General features: G+C 61.7%; 12 protein-coding genes and 1 pseudogene. 4 read left to right on the forward strand and 9 right to left on the reverse strand.

Translation table 11 applies throughout. The features are described 5' to 3' along the window. Window positions 1–274: 274 nt before the first annotated feature. Window positions 275–1,504 carry a benzoate/H(+) symporter BenE family transporter gene (locus RLEG4DRAFT_RS25825; protein ID WP_037094157.1) on the reverse strand — a complete coding sequence of 410 codons (1,230 nt, stop codon included), beginning with the start codon at window positions 1,502–1,504 and terminating at the stop codon, window positions 275–277. 161 nt (window positions 1,505–1,665) lie between these two features. Then, window positions 1,666–2,250: an ATP-dependent Clp protease proteolytic subunit gene (locus tag RLEG4DRAFT_RS25830; RefSeq protein ID WP_003581207.1), complete on the reverse strand. Its 585-nt coding sequence runs from the start codon at window positions 2,248–2,250 to the stop codon at window positions 1,666–1,668. A gap of 279 nt (window positions 2,251–2,529) precedes the next feature. On the opposite strand from RLEG4DRAFT_RS25830, the gene RLEG4DRAFT_RS25835 reads away from it, so the two are divergent. Further along, complete coding sequence (locus RLEG4DRAFT_RS25835; RefSeq protein ID WP_003581209.1) at window positions 2,530–3,303, forward strand: DUF2076 domain-containing protein; 774 nt, start codon at window positions 2,530–2,532, stop codon at window positions 3,301–3,303. 113 nt (window positions 3,304–3,416) lie between these two features. Here RLEG4DRAFT_RS25835 and queF read toward each other — a convergent pair whose 3' ends face one another. The 6 genes and pseudogenes from queF to RLEG4DRAFT_RS25865 form a co-directional block, all read right to left on the reverse strand. Continuing rightward, window positions 3,417–3,881, reverse strand: coding sequence for a preQ(1) synthase (gene queF / locus RLEG4DRAFT_RS25840; protein WP_003581211.1), 465 nt, complete (start codon window positions 3,879–3,881; stop codon window positions 3,417–3,419). Beyond that, window positions 3,881–4,795 carry a CDF family cation efflux transporter EmfA gene (emfA, locus tag RLEG4DRAFT_RS25845; RefSeq protein ID WP_003581213.1) on the reverse strand — a complete coding sequence of 305 codons (915 nt, stop codon included), beginning with the start codon at window positions 4,793–4,795 and terminating at the stop codon, window positions 3,881–3,883. The genes queF and emfA overlap by 1 nt, the downstream gene beginning before the upstream one ends. A gap of 204 nt (window positions 4,796–4,999) precedes the next feature. Next, window positions 5,000–5,671: a DUF2161 domain-containing phosphodiesterase gene (locus RLEG4DRAFT_RS25850; RefSeq protein ID WP_003581216.1), complete on the reverse strand. Its 672-nt coding sequence runs from the start codon at window positions 5,669–5,671 to the stop codon at window positions 5,000–5,002. A gap of 14 nt (window positions 5,672–5,685) precedes the next feature. After that, window positions 5,686–5,925, reverse strand: a complete 240-nt coding sequence (locus tag RLEG4DRAFT_RS25855) for a hypothetical protein (RefSeq protein WP_003561395.1) — start codon at window positions 5,923–5,925, stop codon at window positions 5,686–5,688. A gap of 119 nt (window positions 5,926–6,044) precedes the next feature. Next, complete coding sequence (locus tag RLEG4DRAFT_RS25860) at window positions 6,045–8,234, reverse strand: anthranilate synthase (RefSeq protein WP_003581217.1); 2,190 nt, start codon at window positions 8,232–8,234, stop codon at window positions 6,045–6,047. A 269-nt stretch (window positions 8,235–8,503) separates the two neighbouring features. Then, a pseudogene (locus RLEG4DRAFT_RS25865) lies at window positions 8,504–10,758 on the reverse strand (TonB-dependent hemoglobin/transferrin/lactoferrin family receptor). A 250-nt stretch (window positions 10,759–11,008) separates the two neighbouring features. Between RLEG4DRAFT_RS25865 and RLEG4DRAFT_RS25870 the strand changes: the two are divergent. After that, window positions 11,009–12,016 (forward strand): extensin family protein, encoded by a 1,008-nt coding sequence (locus tag RLEG4DRAFT_RS25870; RefSeq protein WP_003581219.1) that lies wholly within the window; start codon window positions 11,009–11,011, stop codon window positions 12,014–12,016. An 89-nt stretch (window positions 12,017–12,105) separates the two neighbouring features. Beyond that, entirely contained in the window at window positions 12,106–12,330 is a 225-nt protein-coding gene (locus tag RLEG4DRAFT_RS25875) for a hypothetical protein (RefSeq protein WP_003581220.1), read from the forward strand. On the opposite strand, the gene RLEG4DRAFT_RS25880 is transcribed toward RLEG4DRAFT_RS25875, so the two are convergent. After that, complete coding sequence (locus RLEG4DRAFT_RS25880; protein ID WP_003581221.1) at window positions 12,309–13,988, reverse strand: formate--tetrahydrofolate ligase; 1,680 nt, start codon at window positions 13,986–13,988, stop codon at window positions 12,309–12,311. The two genes, RLEG4DRAFT_RS25875 and RLEG4DRAFT_RS25880, sit on opposite strands and share 22 nt — an antisense overlap. A gap of 159 nt (window positions 13,989–14,147) precedes the next feature. Between RLEG4DRAFT_RS25880 and RLEG4DRAFT_RS25885 the strand changes: the two genes are divergently transcribed. Further along, complete coding sequence (locus tag RLEG4DRAFT_RS25885) at window positions 14,148–14,678, forward strand: TIGR00645 family protein (RefSeq protein ID WP_003581222.1); 531 nt, start codon at window positions 14,148–14,150, stop codon at window positions 14,676–14,678. Window positions 14,679–14,790: the final 112 nt, after the last annotated feature.

The raw sequence follows: 14,790 nt of genomic DNA on the forward strand, positions 1-14,790 counted from the left end.
TGCGGACCTTTGTCGGTCGTTAGGTCAATTTTGAAAGTGAGTCGCGAGGAGCGATGGCCGGGCGGGCTTTCGGCCGCCGGGCGCTCCTCAAAGGACCCGGCAACCGCGCGTAAGGCCGAGGAGAAGAAGCGAGGTCAGGGCGCGCGTATTGTCACGCAGGGCAATGCGGCCGCGTGCAATCGTGTTGGAAATCCTGGCGCCAGTGGTCTTCATGGCCGCGCTTATAACCTTGGGCGGTGAAACTGGCAAGCCCTCGCGGCACTTCGACCTTCCGTTACCGTGCCTGAGCCCTATCTTTCGACATCTTCACCAGCCGCGACAGCGCCAGCATCAATCCGCCGGCGATCAATCCCCAGAAGGCGCCTGATATGCCGCCGAAAGAGATGCCGGAGGCGGTGACGAGGAAGGTGATCGCCGCCGCTTCGCGCGACTCCGGCGCCTGGAAGGCCGACATCGCCGAGGAGGAGAAAGCGCCGACCAGCGCCAGCCCGGCCACCGCCTCGATCAGGATCGGAGGCGCAAGCGCGACGAAAGCCGTCACCGCGCCGGCGAGCAGGCCGAGGATGATATAACCGACGCCGGCGATCAGGGACGCCCAATAGCGCCGCTTCGGATCCGCGTGGGCATCCTGTCCGGCGCACATTGCCGCGGTGATTGCCGCCAGATTGACGGCATGACCGCCGAACGGCGCCGACAGCAGCGAGAAGAAGCCGGTGACGGCAAAGAGCGGGCCGGGCTTCGGATCGTAGTGATTGACCTTCAGCACCGCGATACCGGGAATGTTCTGCGAGGCCATGGTGACGATGAAGAGCGGCAGCGCGATCGACACGAAACCGGCAAGATTGAACACCGGCCGGACGACTTCAGCCGTCGGCACCAGCGATTGTTCGAGCGAGGCGAATGCGCCGTCCGGAATATCGACGCCGAAGGTGAGCACCAGCACGAAGGCTGCGAGTGCCGCCGGCACCGCCCAAAGCCGTTTGAAGGCGCCGACGACGATCCAGGCGACGACGATCGGCAGGCCGAGGACGGGATTGAAGCCGATCGCCTTCACCGGCGCGAAGCAGAGGCCGATCAGCACGCCGGAGAGCATCGCATTGGCAAGCGGCGCCGGAATAGCGGCGACCGCCCGGCCGAGCGGCTTGAACAGCCCTGCGACGATGATCAGGGCGGCACAGATCAGGAATGCCCCGACCGCCGCATTGAAGCCGCCCTCGATCGCCCCCGTGCTTGCCAGCAGTGCAGCACCTGGCGTCGACCAGGCGATGCTGATCGGCAATCGCGTCACAGCACTGAGCACGATCGCGCAGACGCCCATAGAGATGGACAAGGCCATCAGCCCCGAAGCGGCCTGCGCATCCGTTGCACCGACGGCCTCCAGCCCGTGCAGCACGACGGCAAACGAGCTGGCGGAACCGACGAAGGCGGTCAACAGCCCCATGAACAGGGCCTGGACGGAAAAATCTTTGAGCATGGCAGGACTCGCGGCTGCGGAATGGCGCATGGAGCATGACGATTGCCGCGCGTGCAAGTCCGGATTCGGTCCTTTCCGTTCAGCGCGCCCGCGTGTTCGGGTTGGTCGGCCTCTCCAAGCCGGCCAAAACAAAACGCCCCTGCCTGATGTCTACAGGCAAGGACGGTTCTTGGCAGCTTGGCTGAGAAAACTCAGATATCGGCCTGTGACGTCACGATCCGCGAGACGAGACCGTAGTCCTTCGCCTCTTCGGCCGACAGCCAGTAGTCGCGATCCGTATCCCGGGCGATCTTGTCGAGCGGCTGGCCGGTGGCCGCCGCCATGATCTTGTTCAGGCGCTCGTTCATCTTGATGATCTCGCGTGCCTGGATCTCGATGTCGGATGCCATGCCGCGCGTGCCGCCGGAGGGCTGGTGCAGCAGGAAGCGCGTGTTCGGCAGGCACAGGCGCCGCTCCTTTGGAGTGGCGACATAGATCAGCGCGCCGGCGGAGGCGACCCAGCCGGTGCCGATCATCCAGACCTTCGGCTTGATGAACTTGATCATGTCATGGATGGAATCACCGGATTCGACGTGGCCGCCGGGCGAATTCACATAGATGCGGATGTCTTCGTCGCCGGCCGCGGCAAGCGCCACGAGCTGCGAGCAGACCTTCTGCGCCAATTCCTGATTGATCGGTCCGTAGATGAAGATCGAACGCGACTTGAAAAGATTCGCCTCCGTTTCCTTGCCGAGCGGCAGTTCCTTCGTCTTGTCGTCCTGGTCTTCGTCGTTCATTCGAACCTCTTGGAGATGAATTCGGCTTCCCCGCACATAGTGCGACTCAATGCCTAAAACAATGCGGGAAAAACACAAGGCATCGAAGCGATGGAGATATCCTTAAGAAGCCGCGCGCCGTTCTGCAAGCCTTACTGAAATGTAACGATGAAAGGCTTTGAAAAGCCTGAATCGGTTCCTACCTCAACCTCACGCAGCGATAGCTGCACCGAAAAACCATGGAACGCTGTACGCGTCCGGTCGGATACGCGAGCGCTCAGGACCAACAGGAGGCAGAACATGTCACCCGAAGAACGCCAATTGCTGACCGCACTCTTCGACCGCGTGCGCACAGCAGCGGCCCAGCCGCGCGACCGCGACGCCGAGGCCCTGATCGACCAGGCGACGCGGGAACAGCCCTCCGCCACCTATTATCTCGCCCAGGCCGTCATCGTCCAGGAAAAGGGGTTGGAAGCGGCCGCCAACCATATCAAGGAACTCGAAGAGCATGTCCGCCAGCTGGAAGCCGGCGCGAGCGATCATCGCCAGGCCGAACAGGGCGGCGGCTTCCTGAGCTCAATCTTCGGCAACACCCAGACGCAGCAGCCGGCCCCCGTTCCCTCCAATCCCGGTCCCTGGGGCCAGCAATCCCGCGGCTATGACGATTCCCGCGGCTACGACCGCGATGGCCGCCAGCCGCAGCAGCAGCCGACCGGTCCCTGGAGCCAGCAGGCCGATGCGCCGTCGGCCGGCGGCAGCTTCCTGCGCGGCGCGCTCGGCACGGCGGCCGGCGTCGCCGGCGGCATGCTGCTTGCCAATTCGCTGAGCGGCATCTTCGGCAATCACATGTCCTCGCTCGGCTGGGGCTCGCCCTTCGGCGCTAACCCCTTCGGCAATGCCAACGCGCCCACCGAGGAAACCGTCATCAACAACTATTACGGCAATGACGACACCCGCCAGGCCTCGGATAACGCTGCCGACGACAATGACAATGCCAATGTGCAGCAGGCCGATTATGATGACGGTGACGATTACACCGACGACTCGTCCGGCGGCGACGTTACGGATGTCTGAGGTTTAATGGCCAAGGAGGCAGCGGCAGTTGGTTTTACACCTGCCGCACCGTATCCCGGCCGCTGCAATCGATTCACTGGATCGATTGCTGCCGCCTTTGGCGGCACCGCGGCTCACCCACGTCCGCGATAGGTGGCGACGCCTTGCTCCGGCAGCCAAACACCTTCCGGCGGTTTGCCGGTCTGCCAGAAGACGTCGATCGGAATGCCGCCGCGCGGATACCAGTAAGCCCCGATCCTCAGCCACTTGGGATCGAGCAGCTCGACGATGCGCTTGGCGATGTAGATCGAGCAATCCTCGTGGAAAGCGCCGTGGTTGCGGAAGGAATGCAGGAAGAGTTTCAGCGACTTCGATTCCACCAGCCATTCGCCCGGAATGTAGTCGATGACGATATGGGCGAAATCCGGCTGCCCGGTCATCGGGCAGAGCGAGGTGAATTCCGGCGCGGTGAAGCGCACGACGTAATCGGTGCCGGCATGATTGGACGGCACTTTTTCAAGCACCGCCTGCTCCGGCGATTGCGCGGTTTCGGTTTGCTGGCCCAGCATCGACAGGCTGGAAACATCGGTATTCGGCATCATGCCTCCTTGACGACTTTGACGCGGATGCCATGGGCCTTTTCACCCTCCGGCTCCACGTGAATGGCTATTTTGGCGCCCTCGTGCACCGCACTGATGGCATCCTCAAGGCGGTCGCATATATCATGCGCCTGCCGCACCGACATAGTGCCGGGCACCACCATGTGAAAATCGATGAAGGTGACGGTGCCGGCCCGCCTGGTCTTCAGGTCGTGCACGCCGATCGAACCCGCCGCATGGGTGGCGATCGCCTGCTTGATCGCCTCCTCGTCCCGCGGATCAACCGCCTGGTCCATCAGCCCGCCGATCGATTGCGAGATCACTTTCCAGCCCTGGTAGATGATGTTGACGGCGACGAGAATGGCAAGCACAGGGTCGAAGATCGCATAGCCCGTTGCCAGCGCCAGCAGCAGGCCGACGAGCACGCCGACCGAGGTCACCACATCGGACATGATATGCTGCCCGTCCGCGGCAAGCGCCGCCGAGCGGTGCTTGCGACCGGTCCGGATCAGCAGCCGCGCCCAGACCGCATTGATGACGCCGGCCGCCAAATTGATCGTAAGACCGAGCACCGGCGCATCGAGCATGCGCGGCTCGGCGAGGTAACCGACAGCCTCGTTGACGATTAGCAGGGCGGCGACGACGATCAGCACGCCTTCGGTGACGGCAGAGAGATATTCCGCCTTGTGATGGCCGAAGGGATGGTCGTGATCGGCCGGCTTCTGCGCATAGCGGATGACGAAGAAGGCGATGAAGGCGGCAACGACATTGACCGTTGATTCGAGCCCGTCCGACAGCAGCGCCACCGAGCCGGTGACCCACCAGGCCACCATCTTCAGGCCCATGACGCCGAGCGACAGCGGAATCCCCCACATCGCCAGCGTCCGAACCGTAAGATCGCCGTTATCACTCATATCGTCCTCCTGCGGTTGCGAATGAATTGCAGGGTCCAAGCCATTGAAATGCAAAACCGCCCACGCGAATGTCGCGAAGGCGGTCCAATTGGAGGTGATATGGGCGATGATGCAGGATTTGTCAAAGAGAATGACACGTCCTTCACAGCTGTTGCCGCCCGCAATTGGAAAGCAGCGGCGGGAACGGTCGCGATCCCGCTGCGCTCAGTGAGCCGGGTCTGAAAGGACAGGCTGCGGCCAGCGCAAAAGCGCGGCCTGCCCTGCCGGCGTCAGGGCGTAGATGCCCTTTTCTATGCGCTCGAACCATCCATAGACGTTGTCGCGCAGGATCGGGCCGGCCTTGGCCGCAAGCGCCTTCATCTCCCGCGGCCGCTTGAGCCCCTGCTCCAGTGCCGAGGCGCAGAGCAGCGCCTGCTGGCGATAGGCGGTCATGATCGGCGCTCGCGAACCGCCGCCGACGGCAGGATCGCCACGCCGCCGCTGGTGCTCGCTGACGAGGCGCGAGCGCCGCTTCGGGTTGGTCCGCGGCATCGGCGAAATGGAACTGACGATAATGCTGACCTCGCCGCGGTCGGAAACGCCGAGCATGCCGATCCCGAGCCGCCGGCAGAGGTCGCGGTAGCGTCTGTCGGCCTCTCGTCCGCGCCCCTTGGCCGAAACGCGCGCCGCGATCCAGACTTCATCGCTCATCGCCGCGCGGTCCACCGCCTGGAGAACGAGTTCGAGGTTGAAGGAGAGTTTCAGTTCGCAGACCACCACGACCGGCGGTTCGCCATCGCTCAAGCCGACGAGATCGCATTTTCCGACCTCACCCTTCACGACGTAACCGGCCGCCTCCAGGAAAGCTTTGACCGGTAGATAAAGCGACGTCTCCATGCCGGAACGATGCCTCAGGCGGCGTTGAGATCGGCAATCTCACCATATCGCGCCAGCAGTCGCGGCGAAGACATATCGCCGGTTTCTTCGTCGACGATCACCGCATAGGCCGCCACACCGACGAAACGCTCAGCCATCGCCGAGGCGATCTTTTCCGCACTGACGGAGTTGGAAGCCTGGCGCATTTCGCCGGGCACCAGATTGCCGCGGTTCTTGCGGTAGGGGAGAACGATGAACTTTTCAGCATTGGCCACGGCGATGGGCTCCAATTGATCGTTCCTGAAATGTTCTGATTTACATGAAAAAGTCAACCGGGCTCTGATGCGGAGGCCTGGCCCTTCCCGCAAGCAGGAAGGGCCAGGCGGAATCGCCATCAAGCCGCCTTCGTCTTCACCTTGCGGGCCAGATGGGCCACCACATTTTCGATCATCCGCATGCCGGCATCGCCGCCGAGCGTCATGATAGATTCCGGGTGGAACTGCACTGCGGCGATCGGCTCCTTCTCATGCTCGATGCCCATGATCGTGCCGTCCTCGCTTTCCGCCGTGATGATGAACTCGCGCGGCAGCGTCGAGGGATCGGCAAAGATCGAGTGGTAGCGGCCGACGGTCACCTCCTTCGACAGGCCGGAGAAGACGATGCCCGGTTCCAGCACGCGGATGCGTGAGGGCTTGCCATGCATCGGCAGGGCCAGATGCCGCAGTTCCCCGCCATAGGCTTCGGCGAGCGCCTGCAGGCCGAGGCAGACGCCGAAAATCGGCAGGTTGCGAGCCCGCGCCTTCTTGATCGTCGCCTTGCAGTCGAAATCCTTGGGCGTTCCGGGTCCGGGCGACAGCACAACGAGATCCGGATTCAGCCGGTCGAAGATTTCCTCCGGCACCGGCGTGCGCACGGTCGAAACCGTCGCCCCGGTCTGGCGGAAATAATTGGCGAGCGTGTGAACGAAGCTGTCCTCATGGTCGATCAACAGGATGCTGACGCCCTTGCCGACGCTTGCGACGTCACGCTGGATCTTGCCTGAGTTGCCCGTTTTGGCGTCGCGGATGGCGGAAAGCATGGCGGAGGCCTTCAGTTCTGTTTCGGCTTCTTCTTCCTCGGGAATGGAATCATTCAGCAGCGTCGCGCCGGCACGCACCTCGGCGATGCCGTCCTTGATGCGCACGGTGCGCAGCGTCAGGCCGGTATTCATGTCGCCGTTGAAGCCGACCATGCCGATTGCTCCACCATACCATGCGCGCGGGCTCTTTTCACGGCTCTCGATGAAGCGCATCGCCCAGAGTTTGGGGGCGCCGGTGACGGTGACGGCCCAGGCGTGGCTGAGGAAACCGTCGAAGGCGTCCATGTCGTCGCGCAACCGCCCTTCGATATGGTCGACCGTGTGGATGAGACGCGAATACATCTCGATCTGCCGGCGGCCGATCACCTTGACCGAACCCGGTTCGCAGACGCGGCTCTTGTCGTTGCGGTCGACGTCCGAGCACATGGTCAGCTCGGATTCGTCCTTCTTCGAATTCAACAGCTTCAGGATCTGCTCGCTGTCGGCGATCGGATCGTCGCCGCGCTTGATCGTGCCCGAAATCGGGCAGGTCTCGATCCGCCGGCCGGAAACGCGCACGAACATCTCAGGCGAGGCGCCGACCAGATATTCCTGATGGCCGAGATTGATGAAGAAGGAATAGGGCGAGGGATTGATCGCCTTCAGCCGCTTGGAAATGTCGGAAGGCTTGCTTTCGCAGCGCTCCATGAATTTCTGCCCGGGCACGACTTCGAAGAGGTCGCCTTTGCGGAAACTTTCCTTCGCCTTGACGACGAGCTCGGCATATTCGCCCGGCCGGTGATCGCTCTTCGGTGGAATGGCATCCGTGTGCTTGAAAGGCTCAGGCGCGATGTCTTGCGCCTTGCCCTCGGTCGTCAGGCCGCCCTTTTCGAAGTCGTAACGGTCGATCCAGGCCTTGGCCGCATAATTGTCGACGACGAGAATCTCGTCCGGCAGGTAGAGCACCATGTCACGCTGGTCAGACGGCCGCGTCAGCTTCAGATCGATCGCATCGAACTGGAAGGCGATGTCGTAGCCGAAGGCGCCGTAGAGCCCGAGGCTCGCATCCGCCTGCGAATAGAAGAGGTCGGTGACGGCGCGCAACACGGTGAAAACCGTCGGCATCTTCGAGCGCTCTTCCTCGGTGAACACCCGGTCCGGCGTCTTGACCGATAGGTCGAGGCGGCGCGCGGAGTATGCACCCAGCACGAGGTCGGACACCGTCTTCAACCGCTCGGCCACGAAGCTGAGGATCACCTCACCGCGTTCGTTATAGGCTTCGATCCAGACGTCGCGCCCGAAGGAGGAGATGCCGAGCGGCGGATCGACGACGGCGGTATCCCAGCGCGTATAACGGCCCGGATATTCGTAGTTCGACGAAAACACCGCGCCGCGGCGTTCGTCGAGCTTGTCGATATAGGAAGAGACCGCGTCGCCGTAGGGGATTGCCCGCCGCTGCCGCGTGACGGATATGCCGCCCTTGGTCTCGTAGATTTCCGCACCATCATCCCGCAGGATCGTTACCATTGTTCCACTCCGTTATCGGGGCCCGGACGACAGGCGGCGATAAAATAAAAAAGCCGCCTCGAAGTTTCGGGCGGCTCACTCGTCGTCGTCTTTGGACACGATTGGTCGAGGCCGCCTTAGCGAGCCCACCACCAAACAGCAATGTTCAAGGACTTGATCATGGCGAAAATTGTTAGCCTGAGATCGGCCGCCGCGCAAGAGGCGATTGCGGCAATGAAAGGGGCGGCCCGAAAGCCGCCCCTCCCCAGCCTTGAAGGCGTGATCGGCAATCAGAACGTCTTGGAGAGCGAGACCTTGAAGGTGCGGCCAGGCTCGGAATACCAATCGCGCGGCTGCGACGCCGTCACCGAGCTGAGATTGACCTCGCGCACGGCAAGCGCGTTGAAATATTCCTGGTCGAAGATGTTGTAGACGCCAGCCTGCACGCGCAGGGCCGGCAACTGTTCCGGCGTCCACCAGCCGGTCAAGTCGACGATCGCATAGCCGGGCGCATCGAAGGTCGTATCGGCGGTCGAGCCGACGGTGTTGAGATGGTCGGTGAGCATGCCGGCCGAAAGCGTCGAGGAAAGGTCGAAGCCGAAGGTCTCATTGCTCCAGCCACCGCCGACAATCGCCTTGAACGGTGCCACCGAGCGCAGGCGCTGCGTGGTTTCTTCATTCCGGCCATAGGCATAGGCAAGCGAAGCATGAAGATTGATGCCGTTGTTGAACGTCTTGGCGGCGCTGGCTTCAATACCCGAGATCGTCGCCGCTGCCACGTTCGTGTAATTGAACTCAGTGAAGCCGGTCGCATCCCTGCTTGTTACCGTCTCGATAAAGTTCTGGTAGCGGGTGTGGAAAGCCGCAATCCGGCCGGTAAAATCGCCGGTGTCGAAATTGGCGCCGACTTCGATGCCGCGGCCGATTTCCGGTTCCAGATCGGGATTGCCGAGCTGGGCGTAGCGGCCCGTTGGGTTGTAGAAGCGGCTGTAAAGCTCGTCCACGGTCGGCGCGCGGAAGCCGCCCGCAAGTTGCATATAAAGCTCTACGTCGGGCGTCAGGTCGTATGTCGCAAGGATCTTCGGCGATAAGGCGGCTTCCGTCCGGTGGCGAAGGTCGCCGAAACGAGCAAGTCCGGTATTGCTCGCAAAACCGCCGTCGGTCGACGGGTCGTAGTTGAACCAATCGAAGCGGAAACCGGGTGTCAGCGCGAAGCCGGTATTGCCGATTTCGATCTTGTCTTCGACAACAAGCCCAAGGCTCTGGCTGTCCACATTGGGAACTTCGCCTGATTGTTCAGCGCCGGGCATGTTGTCGATGTCGGGCAAAGAGCCCAGCTATATTGGCTCCAGCTCGACACGCCGGCGTCGAGGCCGACGCGAACGGAGTGGTTGAGACCGGAATATTCGAAATCCTTCGTGGCGGTGCCGCTGAAGCCCCAGGTTTGGTTTTCGATTTCGTTGTTGCGGCCATAGGCCACATTGGCGGTCGTCCGGCCCCTGCTGCCGGCTTCCTTCTTCAGATCCAGCCAATAGAGCGTGGCGCGCGCACTGCTGAAGAACGCGTCGGAGGACTGTGCTTCATAAGCATAATCGAGCGATACGCGATCGCGGTCACGCAGTTCGCGGCCGTCATAATTGTCGATCATGAAGGCGCGGGGCGTGGCGCCTCCTTGGAGTTCGCGCAGGTCTGTCTTGAGATCGCGGCGGAACCGTTCCGCCGTCAAGCCGATCCGATGGCCGCCTTCCAGTTCCTGGCGCAGTTTGAAGAGCAGGTTGTTCTGATCGAAATCAGCCGGATCCGCCTCGGTGCGGAAACGACCGTAACTGTCGTTGTCGCCCATATTGTCGCGTTCATGGCCCCTGCGGTAACCGCCCTGGAACAGGATCGACGTGCCGCCGATCTTCTTGGCGGCGGCGGCCGATCCGGAAAGGCTGCGGTCTTCGCTGTCATAGGTGGACTTGACGATCGCGCCCCAGTCGCGGCCTTCGGGAATAAGATCCTCCGGCTCCAGCGTATTGAGAACGACGGCACCGCCGAGCATGCCCGAACCACCCTTGCTCGAATCCGCACCGCGCACGATATCGAGCGAAGACAGCGAATCGAAATCGAAGGTATCGCCGCCGCCATTGGCGTTGGCCGGAGCAAAAGCACCCTGGCGCGAGCTGTTCGAAATATAAGGGATCGGAATGCCGTCGATCGTGGTCAGGATGCGCGAACCGGAAAGGCCGCGCAGGTTGAAGCCTGCGTCGGCGCGCGAATAATTCACGCCCGCATCGACCCTGCGGCCAATTTCGCTGTAATTGGTGATCTGCTTCTCCTGCAACTGCTTGGCGGTAATTTCGGTCGCCAGCGGCGTATCGGCGACGCTGCCCGGCGCCACGCGTTTTCCCTTGATGACGATCTTCTGCAGGACGGTGCTGTCTTCCGCGGTGGCTTGCGGCGCCGTTGCCGCAGCGCTTTGCGCTAGAGATTTTGAAACAGGAAGAACAATAGCGGCTGCCGTGCAGACCAATAGAACCGAGCGCCAATACCGGACGATCATAACCTAGCCTCTCATGATGATTACCGGGCTGGCTGGTCGTGGCGCGTCGAACGCTCGAGGGGCTGGCTGGGCTTTGCGGATGAAGGCGCGGAATTTCGCCTTCTTTTCGCCGCATAAAAAACATGAGCATCATTGTCAAGATAAAGTGGGTATTTATGTTGAATAATATAATCAAGTTTTAGCGATCTTTCCGGAGGTTGCGCGATTGCAACGAAAACTGCGATAATGCGTTATCCTCTCCGCTATCGACATGACGGAACCGGATGCGTTGAGAAAATTTTCGATACTGGCGATTGTCGCCGCAACCGCCTTTCTTGCCGGCGCCCGCCTGCCCCCGCACGGCCCTTTACCCCAACCTCGACCGGATGCCGGGGATATAACAGCTCCCGCCCCACTCCCCGACAAGACTGAACTGCCTGCACCGGATGATGTGCCCGCGCCTCAGCCAAAGCCTGATGTGCCAAAGCCTGAAGTGAAGGAGGAGCCGAAAACGCCGGCACGGGACCAGCCGTCGGTGCCATCCACCGAACCGGCAAAGCCCGAACAATCCAAGCCGGAACAGTCAAAGCCTGAGCCGGCAGAACCCATGCAGGGCCCGCCGCTGCCGCCGGGCAAAGGTCCGCAGACGCCGGCGGAAGACAACAAGCCACCTGCCGAGCAGACGCTCGAAGAACAGCATCTGACGATCGAACCCGAAAGCGACGCCGACCACGCCGAATGCACGGCGGCACTCCAGGCCCTGGGCGTCGTCTTCAAGGAAACGCCGCGCATCGACGACGGCAACGGCTGCGGCATCGACAAGCCGATCATCGTCTCCGAAGCCCTGCCCGGAATCAAGCTCAAGCCGGAGGCGACGATCCGCTGCCCGGCAGCCCTTGCCCTTGCCCGCTGGATGAAGGAGAGCGTTATTCCGGCAGCCTCCGCCGCCCTGCCGGAGCAGGGTCGCCTCACCACCGTCAACCAGGCAACGGCCTATATGTGCCGCCTGCGCAACGGTGCCGGAACGGGCAAGATCTCAGAGCATGCCCGCGGCAACGCCATCGACATTGCCAGCTTCCATTTCGAAAAGGGCGAGGATGTCGCCGTCCGCTCCCGCCGCGAAGACCCGACGCTGACCGGCGCCTTCCAGCGCACCGTCAGCGCCGCAGGCTGCCTCTATTTCACCACCGTGCTCGACCCCGAAAGCGACGCCGCCCACGAGACCCATTTCCATCTCGACGTGATCGAGAGGAAGGGCGGCTATCGCTATTGTCACTAATCATTTCAAGCGCTTGCGATTCCAGCTTGAATCAGGCCGTAAAATACCCAAATCGATGCGTAAAACGCGAGGGGAAGGGCCGGCAACGAATGAAAACGATCGCAGGCTCCCTGATCGCCTACCTGTTTTTCCTCGGTATCGGCTATGTCTTCACCGGCGAACTGTATTGGTTCGCCTGTCTGGGTGTGTTTTCCTTCGGTCTGGAGAGGCTCTTCATCTGGCTGTTCGTCGACCCGGACTATGGAAAGCGCCGCGATCGTCCGACCGGACACCCCGGCAAGCTGTCCCCGGATCAGAACAGCCCCTCGATATAACCCTGCTCATTCAGGAAAATCCGTTCCGCCGACGGTGACTTCGGCAGCCCGGGCATCGTCATGATCTCTCCGGTGATGGCGACGACGAAGCCGGCGCCGGCCGAAAGCCGCACCTCCCGCACGGTAACGATGTGGCCCTCCGGCGCGCCGCGCAGGCTCGGATCGGTCGAGAAGGAATATTGCGTTTTGGCCATGCAGACCGGCAGCTTGCCATAGCCCTGCTCCTCCCATGTCTGCAATTGGTCGCGCACCGCCTTGTCGGCCGTCACCTCGCCGGCATGGTAGATCTTCGAGGCGACGATCTCGATCTTCTCGAACAGCGAAATATCGTCGCCATAGAGCGGCTGGAATTTCGCCTGACCGGATTCGGCCAGTTCCACCACCTTGTGCGCCAGTTCCTCGATGCCGGCCGAACCCAGCGCCCAGTGGCGGCAAAGGATCGCCTCGGCGCCAAGCCTAGAAACAAATTCCTTCACCGCCGCGATTTCGGCTTCGGTATCCGAGATGAAATGGTTGATCGCGACGACGACCGGCACACCGAAACGGCGCACATTGGCGACGTGCCGGCCAAGATTGGCGCAGCCCTTCTTCAGTGCGACGACATCCTCTGTGCCGAGGTCCTCCTTCTTTACCCCGCCATTCATCTTCAACGCCCTGACGGTCGCAACGATGACCGCCGCATCCGGCTTCAGCCCGGCCTTGCGGCACTTGATGTCGAAAAATTTCTCGGCGCCGAGATCTGCCCCAAAACCCGCTTCCGTCACCACATAATCGCCGAGCTTCAGCGCCGTCTTCGTCGCCGTCACCGAATTGCAGCCATGGGCGATATTGGCAAACGGCCCGCCATGCACGAAGGCCGGATTGTTCTCGAGCGTCTGAACCAGGTTCGGCTGCATCGCATCTTTCAACAGCACCGCCATGGCGCCGTCGGCTTTCAGGTCGCGCGCATGCACCGGCGTCCTGTCGAAGCGATAGCCTATGATGATGTCACCGAGCCGCCGCTCCAGATCCCTAAGGTCGGTTGCGAGGCAGAGGATCGCCATCACTTCGGAGGCAACGGTGATGTCGAACCCGCCCTGGCGCGGGAAGCCGTTGGCAACGCCGCCGAGCGAGGAGACCATGGTCCGGAGCGCCCGGTCGTTCATATCCATCACTCGCCGCCAGGTGATGCGGCGGATATCGATATTCTCTTCGTTGCCCCAGTAAATGTGGTTATCGATCATCGCCGCCAGCAGATTGTGCGCCGAGGTGATCGCATGGAAATCGCCGGTGAAATGCAGGTTGATGTCTTCCATCGGCACGACCTGCGCATAACCGCCGCCGGCCGCTCCCCCCTTGACGCCGAAGCAAGGGCCGAGTGAAGCCTCGCGGATGCAGACGATGGCTTTCTTGCCGATCCGGGTCAGCCCGTCGCCGAGCCCAACGGTGGTCGTTGTCTTGCCCTCGCCCGCCGGCGTCGGATTGATGGCGGTGACGAGGATCAGCTTGCCGTCCTTCTTGCCCGCTTGCCCGGCGATGAACTCGGCGCTGACCTTTGCCTTGTCGTGACCGTAGGGGACGAGCTGCTCGACTGGAATGCCGAGCTTCGCCCCGATCTCGAAGATCGGCTTCTTGGCTGCAGCGCGCGCGATCTCGATATCGGATTTGATTGGTGGCATGGATGTTCCCCGTCCCGACTTCCGCGGACGCGGAGTCGTTTGTTCTCCCTCCATCGAGATATCGAAATATCGGCGGGCTGTGAATAGCGCTGCGCCTTGCGGCCGCCGCGCTGGATGTTTAAGTGGCGGTCAACGATCGCGGTTTTACAGGATGAAGACATGAAAGCACTGGAACTCATCATCGAGCGCATCATCCTGTCGAGCCGCTGGCTCCTCGTCGCCTTCTATTTCGGCCTTGTCGCAGCACTCGCCGTCTATGCCGTTTCCTTCGGCTACAAGCTCCTGAAGATCGCCTCCGGCGTCTTCGCCCTCGACGAGGCGGAGATGATCCTTGCCATGCTCAGCCTGATCGATGCGGCCCTCGTCGCCAGCCTGATTGTCATGGTGATAATCTCCGGCTACGAGAATTTTGTCAGCCGCTTCGATGAGGCCAGCGAAGCCGACAACGAAGTCTCCTTTCTCGGCAAGCTCGATTCAGGCAGCCTGAAGATCAAGGTCGCCTCCTCGATCGTCGCCATCTCCTCCATCCACCTGCTGCAGGTCTTTCTCAATGCCGACAAATATGCGGACGGTAAGATCATGTGGCTGACGCTCATGCACCTCGCCTTCGTCGCCTCCGCCGTCATGCTCGGCTTCCTGGAAAAGCTGATGAGCGTGACCGCTAAGAATGATTTGAAGGATAAGGCTTAATGCATGCCGCCCCGGAAGCAGTTCCGGGGCGGCATAAAAACAAGGAGCCAAAGCGCGCCGCATGATTCAAAATTGATGTGACGCGCTTTAGAAGTCGGTACAGGAGCGCGTC

Source organism: Rhizobium leguminosarum bv. trifolii WSM2297 (genome assembly GCF_000271845.1).